Here is a 17,034-nt window from a genome sequence, read left to right as displayed (position 1 = left end):
AGGGACGGCATGAACGTTTCGAGGAACGACGCGCGCGGCGCATGGCGGCGCGTGCTGGGCACGGTGGCGGCGCTCGCTGCCGCATGGGGCTTGTCGACGGGCGGCGCGTTTGCGGCGGGCGTATCGGGCGAGCCGGTGGTGGTCGGCGTGAGCGGGCCGCTCACGGGCCAGGACGCGCAATACGGCGAGCAATGGAAGCGCGGCTTCGATCTCGCGCTCGACGAGATCAACGGCAGCGGCGGCATTCACGGCCGGCCGCTCGCGATCGACTTCCAGGACAGCCGCAGCGACCCGCGTCAGGCCGTGGCGATCGCGCAGAAGTTCGTCGCCGATCCGCGCATCGCGATCGAGCTCGGCGATTTCTCTAGCGCGACGTCGATGGCCGCGTCGCCGGTCTACCAGCGCGGGCAACTGATCCAGTTCGGCTTCACGAACTCGCATCCGGATTTCACGAAGGGCGGCGATTACCTGTGGAGCACCGCGCTGAGCCAGGCCGAGGAGCAGCCGCTGCTCGCGCGCTACGCGGTGAAGGAACTCGGCTTCAAGCGGATCGCGGTGCTGTACCTGAACACCGACTGGGGCCGCACCAGCAAGGACATCTTCGCGAAGGCGGTGGCCGGGCTCGGCGCGCAGGTCGTCGCGGCCGAGGGCTACCAGCCGACGGAGAAGGATTTCCGCTCGACGCTCGTGCGGATCGGCGCGTCGAAGCCCGATTCGATCGTGCTGATCTCGTACTACGCGGACGGCGCGCAGATCGTGCGCCAGGCGCGCACGTCGGGCGTCGCGCTGCCGATCGCGGCGGTCGGTTCCGTGTATTCGCCGAAGTTCCTCGAACTCGGCGGCGCGGCCGTCGACGGCGTCTATACGGAATCGAACTTCTTCCCGGCCGAGCCGCGCCCCGAGGTGCAGGCGTTCGTGCAGCGCTATCGCGCGAAATTCCACGCCGATCCCGATTCGTTCGTTGCGCGCGCATACGACGCGCTGATCCTGTCGGCCGAGGTGCTGCGCCGCTACGGCACGACGCGCCAGGCCGCGCACGATGGCTTCGCGAAGGTGAGCGACGTGCCGAGCGTGATCTTCGGCAAGGTGCGCTTCGATCCGCAGACGCGCCGCGTCGCGGGCGCGCGCACCGTGTATCTGGTCGTGAAGCAGGGGCAGTGGGCGTTGTGGGATGGCGCGAAGCCGCAGCTCGCCGCGCGCTGATTCCGAATCAACCGCATGCAAGTGACGGACGCATCGTGATGGCATCCTGGCTCGACTACACGCTCAACGGCCTCATCGTCGGCAACATCTACGCGCTGCTCGCGGTCGGGCTCGCGCTGATCTTCGGCGTGTCGCATCTGATCAACTTCGCGCATGGCTCGGTCTACATGGTCGGCGCGTTCATCGGCTGGCTGTGCCTGACGCGCGTCGGGCTGCCGCTGCCGGTCGCGCTCGCGGCGGTCGTCGTCGGCTGCGGCGCGCTCGGCATCGCGATCGAGCGGATCGGGCTGCGGCCGCTGCGGCACGCGGCACGCATCGCGCCGCTGCTCGCGACGATCGGCATCAGCTTCATCCTCGACCAGCTCGCGCAGCTCGCATTCGGCGCGGACCCGCACGCGGTGCCGACGCCGCTGCCCGACTGGCACCTGCGGATCGCCGGCGCGACGCTCGGCTCGCTCGACCTGCTGATCGCGGGCATCGGCATCGCGGCGGCCGCGCTGCTGTACGGCTTCCTGCGCTTCACGCGGCTCGGCTGGGCCGTGCGCGCGACCGCACAGGATCGCGATGCGGCGCTGCAGATGGGCGTCGACGTCGACCGCGTGAACCAGACCGTGTTCGCGATCGCGTGTGCGCTCGGCGGCGTGAGCGGGCTGCTGGTCGGCATGTACTACAACAGCATCGATCCGGCGATGGGCTTCCAGGCGACGCTGAAGGGCGTGGTCGCGCTCTTGATCGGCGGGCTCGGCAATGTGCCGGGCGCGATCGCGGGCAGCCTGCTGCTCGGTCTCGTCGAAAGCTACGGCGTCGCACTGTTCGGCACGAGCTATCGCGACCTGTTCGCGTTCGGGCTGCTGATCGTGTTCCTCGTCTGGCGCCCGAACGGCTTGTTCAGCAAGAACCGCGCGCTGCCGCCCGAGCCGATGACGGGCACCTTCCTCGCGGCCGCAAAAGCCGTGCGCGTCCCGCGCCCGGTGCTCGTCGCGATGATCGCGGCCGCGGCCGTGCTGCCGTGGCTCGGGGCATCGCCGTACGTGCTGCAGACGCTGACCAATGCGTGGCTGTACGGGCTGCTCGCGCTGAGCCTCACGCTCGTCGCGGGCACGGTCGGGCAGATCTCACTTGGTCACGCCGCGCTGCTCGTGATCGGCGCGTATGCGTCGGCGCTGCTGTCGTCGGATCTCGGCTGGTCGCCGGCCGTGACGATCCCGTGCGCGGGCGCGATCACGGCCGTGCTCGGCGTGCTGCTCGTCTACCCGGCGTTCCGGCTGCGCGGGCACTACGTGTCGATCGCGACGCTCGGCATCGGCGAAGTGGTGAGCCTCGTGATCCTGAACTGGGATGGCCTCACGCGCGGCCCGCTCGGCATCGCCGGCATCGCGCCGCTGCCTTGGGCGACGACCGCGCGCGCCGCGTACTGGTTCACGTTCGCGGTGCTCGTCGCGTTCGCGCTCGTGCAAGTGCGGCTGCTGCGCTCGCATCTCGGCCGCACGCTGCGCGCGGTGCGCGAGGACGACGTTGCCGCACGCGCGCACGGCATCGCGCCGAGCCGCTACAAGGCGATCGCGTTCGCGGTCGGCGGCGTCGCGGCCGGCGTGAGCGGCGGCATCGCCGCGCACCTGTACAGCTACATCAATCACCAGACGTTCGATTCGCAGGTGTCGATCCTCGCGCTGACCATGGTGATCCTCGGCGGGCTCGGCAACGTGCTCGGCGGCATCGCCGGCGCGGTCGCGCTGATCGGGCTGCCCGAGCTGTTCCGCTGGGCGGCCGACTACCGGATGCTGATCTACGGCGTCGTGCTGCTGCTGCTCGTCCGGTTCCGGCCGCAGGGCCTGCTCGGCACGGTGTGAGGAGGAGTGCGATGACGACCCCCCGACCCTTGCTCGACGTGCAGGGTTTGACGCGCCGCTTCGACGGCGTGACCGCGCTCGACGGCGCGAGCCTGACGCTTGCCGACGGCGAACTGCTGAGCGTGATCGGGCCGAACGGCGCCGGCAAGTCGACGCTGTTCAACCTGATCGCGGGGGCCGACCGGCCCGATGCCGGCCGCGTGAGGTTCGACGGCCGCGACATCACGGGCGCGGCGCCAGAACGGCTCGCGGCGCTCGGCATCGCGCGCACGTTCCAGCATGGCCGCGTGTTCGGCAACCTGAGCGTGTTCGACAACGTGTTGATCGGCGCGCATGCGCGGCTGCGCGCGGCCCGGCCCGGCTGGCCCGTGCTCGGTGCGGCGGCCGAGGTGCTGCGCGCGCTCGTGCGGCCCGCGTCGGTGCGGCGCGAGGAAGCGGCGCTGCGCGAGGAAGTGCGCACGATCGTCGCCGGGTTCGGCGAACGGCTCACGCCGCGCATCGATCATCCGGCGCACAGCCTGTCGTATGCGAACCGGCGACGCGTGGAGATCGGCCGCGCGCTCGCGCTGCATCCGCGCCTGCTGCTGCTCGACGAACCGACGGCCGGGATGAACGAGACGGAGACGGCCGAGATGCTGCAGCTGATCCAGTCGCTGAAGGCGCGCGGCCTGACGATCCTGCTGATCGAGCACAAGCTCGAACTCGTGATGCGCGTGTCCGACCGCGTGATGGTGCTCGACAACGGCGTGAAGATCGCCGAAGGCGCGCCGCGCGCCGTACGGCACGATCCGCGCGTGATCGACGCGTACCTCGGCCGGCGTCATGCGGGCGGTGCCGCCGCGGAGCGCACCACGCAGGCGGCCGCATGAACCTGGTCTCTTCCGAATCCGATGCGACGATGACCGACGCGCTGCTGAAACTCGAACACCTCGATACGTTCTACGGGCCGGTGCAGGTGCATTTCGACGTGAACTTCGAAGTGGGCCGCGGGCAGATCGTCAGCCTGCTCGGCGGCAATGCGAGCGGCAAGTCGACGACGATGAAGCTGATCCTCGGGTTGATGCGGCCGCGTCGCGGCATCGTGCGTTTCGACGGCGACGACGTGACGGCGCTCGCGACGCCGCAGCGCGTGCGGCGCGGGATCGCGGCCGTGCCCGAGGCGCGGCGGCTGTTCGGCGACATGAGCGTGCGCGAGAACCTGTTGATGGGCGCGTATACGCGCGGCGACCGCTCGGGAGTGGCGGACGATTACGAACGCGTGCTCGACCTGTTTCCGCGCGTGAGGGAGCGGCTCACGCAGCGCGCGGGCACGCTGTCGGGCGGCGAACAGCAGATGCTCGCGATGGCGCGCGCGCTGATGGCGCGGCCGAAGCTGATCTGCATGGACGAACCGACGATGGGGCTGTCGCCGCTTTACGTCGACAAGGTGCTCGAACTCATCGATGCGATCAACAAGCAGGGCGTGACGGTGTTCATGGTCGAGCAGAACGCGAGCCTCGCACTGGAGATCGCGCATTACGGATACGTGCTGCAGAGCGGGCGCGGCGTGCTGGAAGGGCCAGCCAAAACGCTGCTCGACGACGATCGGGTGCGCGATGCGTATCTCGGCGGGGAGGCGGTGGCGGTGTAGGTGTCGCCATGCGCACCGATTCACGCTTCGCGTGCGTGCTTCGTCGCCGGCCGCGGAAACGTCAGCACCACCGCAAACCCGCCCGCGTCGGGAAACGCGAATCCGACGCGCCCGCCGTGCGCCTTCATCACTTCCTGCACGATCGCGAGCCCGAGCCCCGACCCGGTTCGGCGTTCGGTGCCGTCCGGCGCGATCCGCACGAACGGCTGCAACGCCGCGTCCCAATGCTCGCGCGGAATCCCGCGTCCGTTGTCGGTGACGGTCAGCGTCACGGCATCGTCGCTGTTGCCCGCAGTGGCGACCGACACGACGATATCGTCCGCATGCCCGTGCAGCAGCGCATTGTGCAGCACGTTCGACAATGCCTCCTGCAGGCTGATTGCGTCGCCGTCGATCCACGCATGCGGTGAATCGCTCGCGAATGCGACGGCCACGTCGCGCGCGTCCGCGAGCGGAATCGTGCGGCCGAGCACGTCCTTCGCGAGCGCGACGAGTTCGACCGGTTGCAGCGGCACGGCCTCGGTACGATGGATCACCATCGCATGATTGAGCAACTGCCCGGTGAGCCGCCCGACATCCGCGCTGGTCGCACGCAACGCATCGAGCCGCGCCGCATGACGCGCGGGATCGGCCTCGCCGTCGAGCAGTTCGATCTGCGCGTCGAGCCGCGCGAGCGGCGTGCGCATCTGGTGCGCAGCGTCGGCGATGAAGCGCTGCATCGCGTTGATCCGCTCGGCCAGGCGGTGCATCAGCCCGTTGATCGACCCGATGATCGCGTCGATCTCGCTCGGCGTATCGACGGCCACCGGCCGCAAATCGGCCGGGTCGCGCGCGGCGATGATGGTGCCGATCTGCGCGAGCGGGCGCAGCCCGCGCCGGATCGCGAGGCCGCTCGCGCCGATCGCGAGTACGCTCATCAGCAGGATCAGCGTCCACACCTTGATGCTCATGTCGTTCGCCAACTGCTGTCGCGCGTTGGTGGTTTGCGCAACCGTCACGAGCGCCCAGCCCGGCGTGCTTTCCTCGGGCATGTAGCGCGCGATCGTCGCGGTGCGGATCCGGTGTCCCTGGTAGACGGCGTTCGCGAACGCGGGGCCCTGCTTCGCGGCGGCGAGCGTCGCGGGGCTCGCGAGATCGTTGTAGCCGGCCACGACGACGCCACGCGAATCGACGACCTTGTAGTAGACGAGGTCGTAGCGCGACAGCGTCGACAGCGCGGCGACCGGCGGATTCAGCGCGAGCACGCCGCCCTGCACGTACAGGTTCTCCGCGACCTGGATCGATGCGCCCGCAAGCAACTGGTCGTATGCGCGCTCGGCCGCGACGCCCGCGTAGTAGCGCGCGATCACCGCGAGGGCGAGCGCGCCGGTCGCGACGACGAGCGCGATGAACAGCAGCGTGCGCCCGAACAGCGTCCTCGGGAACCAGTCAATGCGCGGCAATCTGATACCCCATCCCGCGCGCGGTGCGGATTTCGACCGAGCTGCCCTGCAGCTTCCTGCGCACGCGCGTCACGTATTGCTCGACCGCATTCGCGCTCGGCTCGTTGCCGAAGCTGAACAGCTGGTTCAGCAGCTCGTCCTTCGAGAAGATCCGCTGCGGGCGGCTCGCGAGGATCTCGAGCAGCGCGAACTCCTGACGCGACAGCGACAGCGGCTGGCCGTCGAGTTCCGCGAGGCGGCTGCTGCGGTCGATCACGAGGCCGCCGAGCGTCAGCACGTCGTTCGCATGGCCGCTGTTGCGGCGCAGCAGCGCCTGCACGCGCGCTTCGAGCTCGCGGTAGTCGAACGGCTTCACGAGATAGTCGTCGGCGCCGAAGCCGAGGCCGCTCACGCGGTCGTCGATCGCCGAGCGCGCGGTGACGAGCAGCACCGGCGTCGTGCTGCCCGACGCGCGCAGGTTGCGCAGCACCGCGAAGCCGTCGAGACCGGGCAGGTTCGCATCGAGCACGACGAGGTCGAAGCGCTCGACGCGCAGCAGGCTGTTCGCGGTCGAGCCGTCGGTTTCGAGATCGACGGCATGGCCGAGCCGCGCGAGGCGGCTGCGGATCGCCGCGCCGATTTCGGCATCGTCCTCCACGACGAGAATGCGCATGGTGCCGTTTGCAGGTAGAGGGTTAGGGGTTTTCCCGGGGCCGGGATGTCAGCATTTTCTCAGACTCGCTCGATAACCTGTGTTCAGCCGGAACAAGCGATGACGGCATTAATACCAGAGGAGACGGCAACATGCAGCATGTCACGGGCACGACGAAGGCGCGGCCGAACGCACGGCGCAATGCAAGGCACGGCGTGACGCCGACCGCCGCGTGGCCGCATGCCGTGCGCCGCACGCAGGCGTGCGCATGACGACGTCGCCGCGCCGCCGCGCATTGCTCGCCGCCGGCCTCGGCGCGTTCGCCGCGCCCTCGCTGGTGCGCTCGAAGCCGCGCACGGTGCGAATCTCGAAAGGCTATGGCGTGCTGTACCTGCCGCTGCTCGTGATGGAGAAGCAGCGCCTGTTCGAGCGGCACGCGGCACGGCGCGGCCTGCGCGACCTCGCGCTCGACTGGGTGCTGCTCGACGGCGGCAATTCCGTCAACGACGCGATGATGGCCGGCACGCTCGACTTCGCGGGGGCCGGCGCGCCGGGCTTCATCGAGCTGTGGGCGCGGGCGCGCGGGATTCCGAACGTCGAGGTGATCGGCATCAGCGGCTTGTCGACGACATCGCTGTCGCTCAATGCGAACCGTCCGGGCCTCGCGTCGCTGCGCGACTTCACGCCGTCCGACCGGATCGCGGTGCCGGGCATCCGCACGTCGCTGTCGGCGGTCGTGCTGCAGATGGTCGCGAGCCGGCAGCTCGGTGCGAAGCATTTCGCGCAACTCGATTCGATCACCGTGAACCTGCCGCATCCGCAGGCGATGCAGGCGCTGATCCGCCGCGAGAACGGCGTGACGGCGCACTTCACGTCACCGCCGTTCTCGACGCTCGAATTGCGGCAGCCGGGCATTCATCGCGTGGTGAATTCGGTCGACGTGCTCGGCCCGATGACGCTTGACGTCGTGTTCGCGCCGAAGCGGCTCGTCGATGCGGAGCCGGCGCTGGCCGCGGCGTTTCTCGGCGCGCTCGACGAAGCGAACCGCCTGATCGTGCAGGATCCGCGCGCGGCGGCCGCGCTGTATGCGGCGTCGTCGGGTGTCGGCGTGTCGCACGACGACGTGATACGGATGCTCGCCGCGCCGGACACGCGATTCTCGGTGTGGCCGAACCAGCTGATGGACTACGTCGAGTTCCTGTACCTCGCCGGCACGATCAAGGCCAAGCCGCGCGCGTGGCACGAGATGTTCGCGCCGATGCTCGACGACTACCGGGCACGCTGAGCGCCGCCGATCCACGATTTCATCGACCTGCACCGCGCCCGCGCGTTCGTCGCGCGCGGCGCCGATTCAACCGACAAGCAACCGATTCATGGAGGAGCCCTTAATGAATGCCACCGAAACCCTGGACCCCGCGTCCGCCGACGAGCAGCGCGTCATGTCGAAGATCGCGCGGCGCCTGCTGCCCATCCTCGTCGTGATGTTCCTGATTGCGTTCATCGACCGGCAGAACGTCGGCTTCGCGAAGCTGCAGATGGTGCACAGCCTCGGGATGACGGAGGCCGCGTTCGGGCTCGCGTCGTCGCTGTTCTTCATCGGCTACCTGCTGTTCGAGGTGCCGAGCACGCTCGCGCTGCATCGCTACGGCGCCCGCGTGTGGCTCGCGCGGATCATGCTGACGTGGGGCCTCATCACCGTGCTGATGGGCTTCACGACGTCGATGCCGGCGTTCTGCTCGCTGCGCTTCCTGCTCGGCATCGCCGAGGCCGGCTTCTATCCCGGCGTGATCTATTACCTGACGCTGTGGTTTCCGCAGAGCTACCGCGCGAAGGTGCTCGGCATCTTCACGCTCGGCAGTGCGCTCGCGAACATGCTCGGCTCGCTCGTCGGCGGCGTGCTGCTGAGCCTGAACGGCGTGTGGGGGCTCGCGGGCTGGCAGTGGGTGTTCGTGGCGACGGGCATTCCGGCCGTGATCGTCGCGATCGTCGTGTTCCGCGTGTTGCCGGCCTCGTTCCGCGACGCGGCGTTTCTCGACGAGGACGAGAAGCAGATCGTCGCGGCCGCGCTGGAGCGCGAGAAGCCGGCGCAGGCCGAGCACGGCCAGCCGTGGAAGGCGCTGCTCGATCCGCGCGTGATGCTGTTCGCGGCGACCTACATGCTGATGTCGACGTCGCTGTACGGCGTCACGTACTGGCTGCCGACGCTCGTGAAATCGTTCGGCGTGTCGAGCAGCATGAACGGGTTCCTGAGCATGCTGCCGTGGGCGCTCGCGGTGCTGCTGCTGGTGTGGCTGCCGTCGAAGCTGCGCCGCGCGAACAGCATCCTGCGCACGATCGCGATCGTCGCGGCGCTCGGCGCGCTCGGCTTTCTGCTGAGCCTCGTGCTGCCGTCGACGCCGCTGCGCTTCGTCGCGCTCGTGCTCGGCGGCGCGTGCATCCCGCTGCTGTATCCGTGCTTCTGGTCGATGCCGCCGCGCTACTTCACCGGCGCGCGGGCGGCCGCGAGCGTCGCGGCGATCAACTCGATCGGCAACCTCGGCGGCTTCTTCAGCCAGAACCTGATGCCGTTCGCGGGCAAGGTGACGGGCACCGCGTTCGGGCCGATGATCGTGCCGATCGTGTGTCTCGCGCTGCTCGGGATCGGCGCGCTGGTCGCGTGGACGCGCTCGGAGCGGGGGATGGTGGCGGCGCGGGCGTGACGTGCTACCGTGCATGCGGTTGGAATGCATGGAGAGGGCAAAGAACACGGCAGCGATGTCGCTTCGAGTCGATCAGACATTACTCGAGGAAGCGCAGACCGTATTGGCGGAAAACGAGACGCTGTCTGCGTTCGTCGAATCGACGCTGCGCGCTGCGATTGCACGTCGGCGCTCGCAGCGCGAGTGTGTCGCGCGCGGCGTGTTGTCGGCTGAGGAGGCGCGGCGCACCGGTGAATACGTCGACGCCGCGGAAGTCCGGATCGAACTTGGGACGATGCTGAAAGCCGCACGTGCAGCGAAGATAACGGGCTAGACGGGCGGCGTCGATCGACGCGCACGGTCGAAACCCGTCACGATCGTTGCCGGCCGGCGTCAGCGCGCCGTCCCCCGTCCGTCATGCGCGATCGCCACATGCGCGGCCGCCACCGGAATATCCACCTCCACCGTCGTCCCAACGCCCAGCGTCGTGTCGATCCGCAGCGTGCCGCCGACGAGATACGCGCGCTCGCGCAGGCCGACCAGCCCGAACGAACCCGATTTGCGCGGCGCACCGGGATCGAAGCCCGCACCGTCGTCGCGAATCGTCAACGCGATAGTCTCGTCCCGGTACACGAGTTCCACGGTCGCGCTCGACGCGGCCGCATGCCGCGCGACGTTCGCGAGCGCTTCCTGCGCGATGCGGAACACGGCCGTCGCATACGGTTCGTCGAGCTGCAGCTCGCTCGGCTCGACGTGCAGTGCGCACGCCATGCCGTGACGGTGCCGGAAATCCTCCACGAGCCATTGCATCGCGGCCGCGAACCCGAGGTCGTCGAGCATCAGCGGACGCAGGTCGGATGCAATGCGCCGCGTGGCCGTCACCGCGCCGCGCGCGAGCGCATGCATCGCCGCGATCTTGCGCGCCAGCGGCGCGTCGTCCTGCGGCACATGATCGAGCAGCCATTCGAGATCGTTCTTCAGCGTCGCGAGCGTCTGCGCGAGCTCGTCGTGCAGTTCGCGCGCGATGCGGCGCTGCTCGGCCTCGCGAGCGCTCGCGCTGATCGCCGCGATCACGCGCAGCTCCTCGCGTGACGCCTGCAGCGCCCGCTCCGCGCGCACACGCTCCTCGACTTCGCGCCGCAAGTCGCGGTTCGACGCGCTCAACTGCGCGGTGCGGGCCGCAACCCGCTGCTCGAGCCGTTCATTCGCGTCATTGAGCTGCGCGCTCTTCTGCACGACCAGCAGGTGCTGATAGCGCGCGCCGGCGAGTGCACGCACCGTCTGTGCATGCAGCCGGCCGTTCTCGAACAGCAGCGCGAACAGCACGACGCCCGACGCGACGAGGCCGTAGGCCCGTCCCGCGTAGAAGCTCAGGTCGAAGCGCCCGTGGTTCAGCATCGACGACAACGCGATGTCGAACAGCCACGCGACGAGCACGATCATCACCCACAGGTCGAGCACGGAGTGGCGCCGCCGCTGCCGCCACGTCAGCACGAGCGCGGCCAGGTTCAGCGCCCAGACGATTGCGATCGCGGTCGTCATCGTCGCGGCCATCCGGTTGCCTTGCATGATGCGCGGCAGCAGGTCATGGCCGGCGGTCGCGAGCAGCGCGAGCGCGCCGGTCGCGCCGGCCGTCAGGACGATGCAGAGCAGCAGCGCAAGCGTCGCTCGGCGCCGCTCGAGCGACGGCGGGCGGGCGCGCGGCGTCGCGCGCAGCAGCACGTACGCGGCGACCGCCAGCGGAAAGCCGCCGTGCCAGAACAGATAGAGCCACGCGGTGGTCTGTTCGCCCGCGCCGAGCAGGCCCGTCGGCGCGAACAGCCCCGGAAAGGTCAGCATGTGCGTGCCGGCCATGAAGCTCGTGAACAGGTAGCCGGCCGCGAGCGCGAGCAGCGATTTCTCGCGCAGGATCGCGTACTGGCCGAGCAGCAGGCCGGCCGTCACCATGTCGTTGACGACGATCGCCGACTGGTACACGGGAATGAAGCCCGACACACGAGCAAGCGGCATGCCCGCGAACGGCGCAAGAGCGACGAAGATCACGGCCGACACGATCACCATCGCGATCGCGAGCCGTCGCTCCTGCCGGCGGGGCGGCAGCGACGACATGAACAGGTGCGACGGATCCGGCGCGTCGTCGTAGGTGGCGGCGGCGGTCGCGGCGCGCAAGCGGAATGCGCGCATCATGCGTCGTCGACGCCGAGGTCGAGATCGTGGCGCACCGCGTAGCGCACCAGCGCGGCTTCGTGCGGCAGCTCCATCTTCTCGAGGATGCGCGTCTTGTAAGTGCTGACCGTCTTCGCGCTCAGCGTGAGTTCCGACGCGATTCGCGTGACCGTCTGGCCCGCGACGATGCGGCGCATCACGTCGAGCTCGCGCGCGGACAACCGTTCGTGCGGCAGCATTTCGACCGGCGCGCGCAGCGTGCGCGCGAGGCTTTCGGCCGCCTGCGGGCTCACGTAGACGCCGCCCCCCGCGACCTTCGTGACGGCCTGCACGAGCTCGGCGGTCGCGCTGTCCTTCGTCAGGTAGCCGGTCGCGCCGGCCTTGAACGCGCGCGCGGCGTATTGCGCCTCCGCATGCATCGTCAGCACCAGCATGCGCAGCGACGGCGCGCGTGTCTTGACGAGCCGGATCAACTCGATACCGGTCGGCCCGGGCATCGACAGGTCGAGCAGCAGCACGTCGGCGGCGCCGTGCTCGGCCAGCGCGAGCGCGGCCGTGCCGTCGCTTGCCTCGCCGACGATTTCGAAACCGCCGGCCGTTTCCAGGATGTGACGCAGTCCGTCCCGCATGACTGCGTGATCGTCAGCCAGAATGATCCTGATCACTAGCGTTCCTCTTCGGGATGCCGCCGCGGGCTGTTCCGCCGGGTGCCGCCGCGGCCGTTCTTCTGATCAATATATTCCGCCGAAGCCGGAAAAGGTGCACCGGCGCGAAATTTTTGAGACATCAACGTGTGCAATGAGTCTCGAAACGAAATAATCGGCGTGAGATGGTAAAGGCGAAAGGGCCAGATGGGGCGGGTATTCCCGAGGCGTCGTTGCCGTCCGCCGGGCCGTGTGTGTCGCGGCCGGCCATGATTCAGAGATAAACTGGTGCCTGATTGCACTGTCGCGACCCGAGGAGCCTCCCCGATGATCGATCTCGCCGACATCCTGCCGTCCGCGCTGCCCGACGCCGTCGCGTGGGCCGACGCGCAGGCGGCGCACGGGCTCGCGCAGGGCGTGCCGCTCACGCCCGCGCAGGCCGACGACGCGCGCACCGTGGGCGTCGCGCAACCGGAGCGGATCCGCGTCGTGGTCGGCGACCGTCTGCCGTTTCCCGACACGCCGGCGCTGGCCGCGATCGCGCGCGACACCGGGCTGCTGCGGCCGGGGACGATCGGCCTCACGCTCGGCCACGCGGTGTTCGTGCTGCGCGGCCACGACACGCGGCGCCTGCTCACGCATGAGTTCCGCCATGTGCATCAATACGAGGAAGCCGGGTCGATCGGCGCGTTTCTCGCGCGCTACCTGCACGAGATCGCAACCGTCGGCTACCACGATGCGCCGCTCGAGGCCGATGCACGGCGGCACGAGTTCGACTGATGCCACCGGCCCGCACGAACACACACACCCTCCGATGAACCTTCCCCACGCCATGGACGGCCCGGTGCGGACACGCCGCGCCGCCGCGCCGCGCGACCCGCGATGAGCGACACGATCCACGCATGGCTGGGCGCGATCGGCGCGCATCCGCTACTCGTGCTGGCGATCGTGTTCGCCACCGCCTGCGCCGAGGCGATCGCGCTGATCGGCACGGTCGTGCCGGCCGGCGCCGTGATGTTCGCGGCCGGCACGCTGATCGGCGCGGGCGCGCTCGACGGTTTGACGACGATCGGCGTCGCGGCCGCCGGCGCGGTCGTCGGCGACGGCGTCAGCTACGAGATCGGACGCCGCTACCGCGGCGCGATTCGCAATGGCTGGGTGCGGCTGGGCTACGCGGACGCGTATGGGCGCGGCGAGCAGTTCGTGCTGCGCCACGGGATGAAGAGCATCGTGCTCGCGCGCTTCCTGGCACCGCTGCGCGCGGTCGTGCCGGTCGTGGTCGGCTGCGCGACGCTGCCGCGCCGGTCGTTCTATCCGGTCAACGTCGTGTCGGCGCTGATCTGGGCACCCGTGCACGTCGCGCCGGGCATCGTGTTCGGCGCGTCGGCGGCGCTGGCCGCGGCGATCAGCGTGCGGGTCGCCGCGATCCTGCTGGTGGTCGCCGCGCTGGTCGCGCTCGTGTGGTTCGGCGTGCGGCTCGCGCTGCGGCGCGGCTGGCCGTTGCTGTGCCGGGCGACCAGCGGGGCCGTGCATGTATCCGCGCGCCGCTGGCCGCGCTTCGGCGCGTGGCTGCACGACGCGATCGGCAAGGTGCGCCGCCTGCCGGGCGCGGTGCCCGTGTTCGCGCTGCTGTTCGTCGGCTGCGTGTGGCTGTTCGCCGGCATCGTGCAGGACGTCGTCGCGAACGATCCGCTGACGCACGCGGACATCGCGCTGTATGCGTTCCTGCAGAACCTGCGCACGCCGCCCGTCGATGCCACGATGCGCGCGCTCGCGGTGCTGCACGGCCACGATACGGGGCTGATCGTCGCGGCCGCGTTTCTCGTCTGGCTGATGATCCATCGCTGCTGGGTGACGTCCGCCTGGTGGCTCGCGACGGTCGGCATCGCGGTCGTGCTCGTGCCGGCGTTCGGCGCCGGCCTGCCCGGCACGTCGCCCGCGAGCCTGCCGCCCGGCGCGCTGCACGTGGCGCTCCCCGACGCCGACGCGGCATTCGCGATACTCGCGAGCAGCGGCATCGGCTGGGTGCTGACGCGCGAGCGGCCCGCGTCGTGGCGAATCCCGGTCGTGACGGCGGTCGTGCTGTGGATCGTGCTCGGCGGCTTCGCGCGGCTCTACGTCGGCGATACGTGGCTGTCGGGCCTGCTCGGCGGCTGGAGCCTCGGGCTCGCGTGGTTCGCGGTGCTGGCGGGCGCCCATGCGTACTGGCGGGTGCGCGAACACGTGCAGCCGCGCGGCGCGCTCGTCGCGGTGCTCGTCGTGCTCGCCACCGCCGGCGTATGGATCGTGCCCGCTCAGTGGCAGCTCGATCGCGCGGCGCGTCCGCATGTCGGCGACGTCGTCGCGATGACCGTCGACCAGTGGATGCGCGGCGGGTGGCAGCGCGTGCCGACGCGGCGCACCGAGATCGGCGGCGATCGCGAGGAATATCTGCCACTGCAATGGTGCGCGACGTCGGACACGCTCGACCGCCATCTTTCGCTGGCCGGCTGGCAGCGCGCGACGCCGTGGTCGCCCGCCACCGCGCTGCGCTGGCTGTCGCCGCAGGCGCCGGCCGATACGCTGCCCGTGCTGCCGCGCTACACGCACGGCGAGAGCACGCGCCGCGTGTTCGTGCGCGTCGACGCGGCCCATCCGGACAGCCGCCTCGTGCTGCGGCTATGGCGTTATCCGTACGTGCTGCAGGATGCGCTCGGCATGCGGCCGCTGTGGTACGGCGCGCTGTATCGCGAGACGCTGCGTCGGCCCGCGCGGGTGATGACGGTCGTGCGCACGACGCCGCTCGACGATGCGGCGACGATCGCGCAGGCGCTGAAGGTCCAGCCGACGATCGAGCGGCCGCCGGCGGGGACGAGCGCGGCGCCGGCCGCGATGACGCTCGTGTGGATGGTGCAGCCTTGAAGCGCGTGCAGCGCGTCAGGCGTGCGCCGGTTGCGCGGGGACGACGGACAGGCGCAGGCCGACCGTCTTGAGCACCGCGAGCAGGGTTTTCAGCGTCGGGTTGCCGTTGGGCGACAGCGTGCGATACAGCGATTCGCGGCTGATCCCGGCTTCGGCTGCGACCGCGCCGAGCCCGCCGTACGCTTCCGCGACCGTGCGCAGCGCGAGCAGCGCGGCCGCGCGGTTGTCGGGATCGTCGAGCGATTCCATCGCGACACGCAGATAGGCCACCGCGAGCTCGCGGTCGGCACCGAGTTCGGCGACTTCCGCGTCGTGGTGCGATACCGCGCCTTTGAGCTTGTTCACATTTGCCTCCGTTTCCAGTTCAACCAGTGTTCGTGCGCACGCCTGATGTCGTCGGATTGGCCGCGCTTGTCGCCGCCGGACAACGGCAGGATCAGCGCACTGCCGTACCGGCCGAAGTACACACGATAGCCGGCACCGACGTGGATGCGCAGTTCGATCACGCCTTCGCCGACAGGCTCGCAATCGCCGAAATTGCCGGTCTGTACGCGACGCAGGCGTTCGCGAATCCGTGCCTGGATGACCTTGTCGCGTACGGTGTTCAGCCATTCCGTGAAAGGCTCGCGACCGTCGTCGCGCTGATAGCGAAGCAGTTCGAACTTGGAGAGCATTGTAACTTATAAGCTACACGAAGGATAGAGGTATCGCCGGGATGGCGTGAAGTGACGCGTAAGCGGGACGACTGCCGAATCGAGACGAAGCACGACGCAAGGCGCTCCGCAGGAATGCCCGCGGAGCCTTCGCGACTTGGGGTTTCGGGCGATGAGGCGGGCTTCCCGAACGACGATCATTCTTTCATTCGGAGCATGCGATGACGATTCGGCCGAACGGCCGATCTGATCGGCGCGCGAGGACACGCGCCGTGCGGAGGAGGGACTACTCGCCGAGCTGCGCGGTCATTGATTCGTCGAAGTCGATCGGGTTGCTCCACGCGTCGGGCACGTCCTTGTGCTCGCCGGTCGCGTATCCGGCGAGCGTGAACACTTGGCCGACGGCCGACGGATGGAGCGCGACCTGAGCGCGAGCACCTTCTCCTTGTGCTTGTCCCTCATCGTCACGATCATGTCGGCGTGCTTGATGTCGTTCGCGTTCCGTTGCATCGGACGATGCGCGGCGCGGCATTGCGCCGAAGCCGCGCTCCGCTGCCTCGATCGCCGGCATCGCCGGCATCACTACGCTGTCGCCGTCAGCCGCTGCGCGGCAAACCCCGCCAGCGTCCGCAACGCGCCGCGCGCCGAGCGCACATAGCACGCCTGCAGATGAAACCTATGCCAACGCGGCATGAATCAACCCCTTCGCGAGAGGACCGCATGATCACGCTTCGCCCGATGACCGAAGACGACTTCCCCCGCTTCTGGCCCACCTACCACGCGATCGTCGCCGCGCAGGAGACCTACGCATTCGATCCGGCGCCGACCCGCGCAGCCGCCCGCGCGCTGTGGCTCGCGGCGCCGCTGTGCACGTGGGTCGCCGAGGAGGACGGCGTGCTGCTCGGCTCGTACTACCTGAAGGCGAACGCGGCCGGCCCCGGCAATCACGTGTGCAACTGCGGCTATATGGTCGCCGAGGCGGCGCGCGGCAAGGGCGTCGCGCGCCTGATGTGCGAGCATTCGCAGCAGGTGGCCCGCGAACGCGGTTTCCTCGCGATGCAGTTCAACTCGGTGGTCGCGACGAACGAAGTGGCGGTCGCGTTGTGGCAGAAGCTCGGCTTCGAGATCGTCGGCCGCTTGCCGCGCGCGTATCGTCATGCGCGGCTCGGCTTCGTCGATTACCTCGTGATGTTCAAGTGGCTCGGCAACCCGGCGGCCGCCGAAGCCTGATTCCAC

Annotated in this window: 16 protein-coding genes; 10 read left to right on the top strand and 6 right to left on the bottom strand. The window is 69.5% G+C overall.

Annotated features, from left to right (window positions below; genetic code table 11):
* Positions 1–9 precede the first annotated feature (9 nt).
* Genes SB786_RS04175 through SB786_RS04160 form a run of 4 tightly spaced genes read left to right on the top strand, consistent with a single transcriptional unit; the run spans position 10 to position 4,683 of the window.
* The gene (locus tag SB786_RS04175; RefSeq protein WP_410726327.1) at positions 10–1,203 is read left to right on the top strand and encodes an ABC transporter substrate-binding protein; all 1,194 of its coding nucleotides are present in this window, start codon (positions 10–12) and stop codon (positions 1,201–1,203) included.
* A gap of 38 nt (positions 1,204–1,241) precedes the next feature.
* Positions 1,242–3,053, top strand: coding sequence for an ABC transporter permease (locus tag SB786_RS04170; protein WP_410726456.1), 1,812 nt, complete (start codon positions 1,242–1,244; stop codon positions 3,051–3,053).
* An 11-nt stretch (positions 3,054–3,064) separates the two neighbouring features.
* Positions 3,065–3,922: an ABC transporter ATP-binding protein gene (locus tag SB786_RS04165; RefSeq protein ID WP_410726326.1), complete on the top strand. Its 858-nt coding sequence runs from the start codon at positions 3,065–3,067 to the stop codon at positions 3,920–3,922.
* Positions 3,919–4,683: an ABC transporter ATP-binding protein gene (locus SB786_RS04160; RefSeq protein WP_410726325.1), complete on the top strand. Its 765-nt coding sequence runs from the start codon at positions 3,919–3,921 to the stop codon at positions 4,681–4,683. The genes SB786_RS04165 and SB786_RS04160 overlap by 4 nt, the downstream gene beginning before the upstream one ends.
* Before the next feature lie 20 nt (positions 4,684–4,703).
* Here SB786_RS04160 and SB786_RS04155 read toward each other — a convergent pair whose 3' ends face one another.
* Entirely contained in the window at positions 4,704–6,125 is a 1,422-nt protein-coding gene (locus tag SB786_RS04155; RefSeq protein WP_410726324.1) for a sensor histidine kinase, read from the bottom strand.
* A complete protein-coding gene (locus SB786_RS04150) occupies positions 6,112–6,777 on the bottom strand; it encodes a response regulator transcription factor (protein ID WP_006760270.1) in 666 nt (221 codons plus the stop codon). Before SB786_RS04150 ends, SB786_RS04155 begins: the two co-directional genes overlap by 14 nt.
* A 247-nt stretch (positions 6,778–7,024) precedes the next feature.
* Here SB786_RS04150 and SB786_RS04145 point away from each other — a divergent pair, with 247 nt between their 5' ends.
* From SB786_RS04145 to SB786_RS04135, 3 genes are all read left to right on the top strand, one after another.
* Positions 7,025–8,041, top strand: coding sequence for an ABC transporter substrate-binding protein (locus tag SB786_RS04145; RefSeq protein ID WP_410726323.1), 1,017 nt, complete (start codon positions 7,025–7,027; stop codon positions 8,039–8,041).
* Between the two features lie 103 nt (positions 8,042–8,144).
* The gene (locus tag SB786_RS04140) at positions 8,145–9,455 is read left to right on the top strand and encodes an MFS transporter (RefSeq protein WP_410726322.1); all 1,311 of its coding nucleotides are present in this window, start codon (positions 8,145–8,147) and stop codon (positions 9,453–9,455) included.
* Positions 9,456–9,510: 55 nt separating this feature from the next.
* Positions 9,511–9,768: a YlcI/YnfO family protein gene (locus SB786_RS04135; protein WP_410726321.1), complete on the top strand. Its 258-nt coding sequence runs from the start codon at positions 9,511–9,513 to the stop codon at positions 9,766–9,768.
* 59 nt (positions 9,769–9,827) lie between these two features.
* Here SB786_RS04135 and SB786_RS04130 read toward each other — a convergent pair whose 3' ends face one another.
* Together SB786_RS04130 and SB786_RS04125 are read right to left on the bottom strand one after the other, a co-directional pair.
* The gene (locus tag SB786_RS04130; RefSeq protein ID WP_410726320.1) at positions 9,828–11,621 is read right to left on the bottom strand and encodes an MASE4 domain-containing protein; all 1,794 of its coding nucleotides are present in this window, start codon (positions 11,619–11,621) and stop codon (positions 9,828–9,830) included.
* Complete coding sequence (locus SB786_RS04125) at positions 11,618–12,265, bottom strand: response regulator (protein ID WP_410726319.1); 648 nt, start codon at positions 12,263–12,265, stop codon at positions 11,618–11,620. Before SB786_RS04125 ends, SB786_RS04130 begins: the two co-directional genes overlap by 4 nt.
* 306 nt (positions 12,266–12,571) lie before the next feature.
* Between SB786_RS04125 and SB786_RS04120 the strand changes: the two genes are divergently transcribed.
* Together SB786_RS04120 and SB786_RS04115 are read left to right on the top strand one after the other, a co-directional pair.
* A complete protein-coding gene (locus SB786_RS04120; protein WP_410726318.1) occupies positions 12,572–13,024 on the top strand; it encodes a hypothetical protein in 453 nt (150 codons plus the stop codon).
* Positions 13,025–13,126: 102 nt separating this feature from the next.
* The gene (locus SB786_RS04115) at positions 13,127–15,145 is read left to right on the top strand and encodes an LssY C-terminal domain-containing protein (RefSeq protein WP_410726317.1); all 2,019 of its coding nucleotides are present in this window, start codon (positions 13,127–13,129) and stop codon (positions 15,143–15,145) included.
* A 15-nt stretch (positions 15,146–15,160) separates the two neighbouring features.
* Here SB786_RS04115 and SB786_RS04110 read toward each other — a convergent pair whose 3' ends face one another.
* Both SB786_RS04110 and SB786_RS04105 read right to left on the bottom strand, forming a co-directional pair.
* Positions 15,161–15,490 carry an addiction module antidote protein gene (locus SB786_RS04110; RefSeq protein ID WP_006752118.1) on the bottom strand — a complete coding sequence of 110 codons (330 nt, stop codon included), beginning with the start codon at positions 15,488–15,490 and terminating at the stop codon, positions 15,161–15,163.
* Positions 15,487–15,819, bottom strand: a complete 333-nt coding sequence (locus tag SB786_RS04105) for a type II toxin-antitoxin system RelE/ParE family toxin (RefSeq protein WP_410726316.1) — start codon at positions 15,817–15,819, stop codon at positions 15,487–15,489. The genes SB786_RS04110 and SB786_RS04105 overlap by 4 nt, the downstream gene beginning before the upstream one ends.
* Before the next feature lie 699 nt (positions 15,820–16,518).
* Here SB786_RS04105 and SB786_RS04100 point away from each other — a divergent pair.
* Entirely contained in the window at positions 16,519–17,028 is a 510-nt protein-coding gene (locus SB786_RS04100; protein WP_410726315.1) for a GNAT family N-acetyltransferase, read from the top strand.
* The last annotated feature ends 6 nt before the right edge of the window (positions 17,029–17,034 follow it).

This window comes from Burkholderia sp. SIMBA_062 (assembly GCF_046534765.1).
GTDB classification, from domain to species: Bacteria; Pseudomonadota; Gammaproteobacteria; order Burkholderiales; family Burkholderiaceae; genus Burkholderia; species Burkholderia ambifaria.
This window is presented reverse-complemented; position numbering and strand designations above follow the sequence as displayed.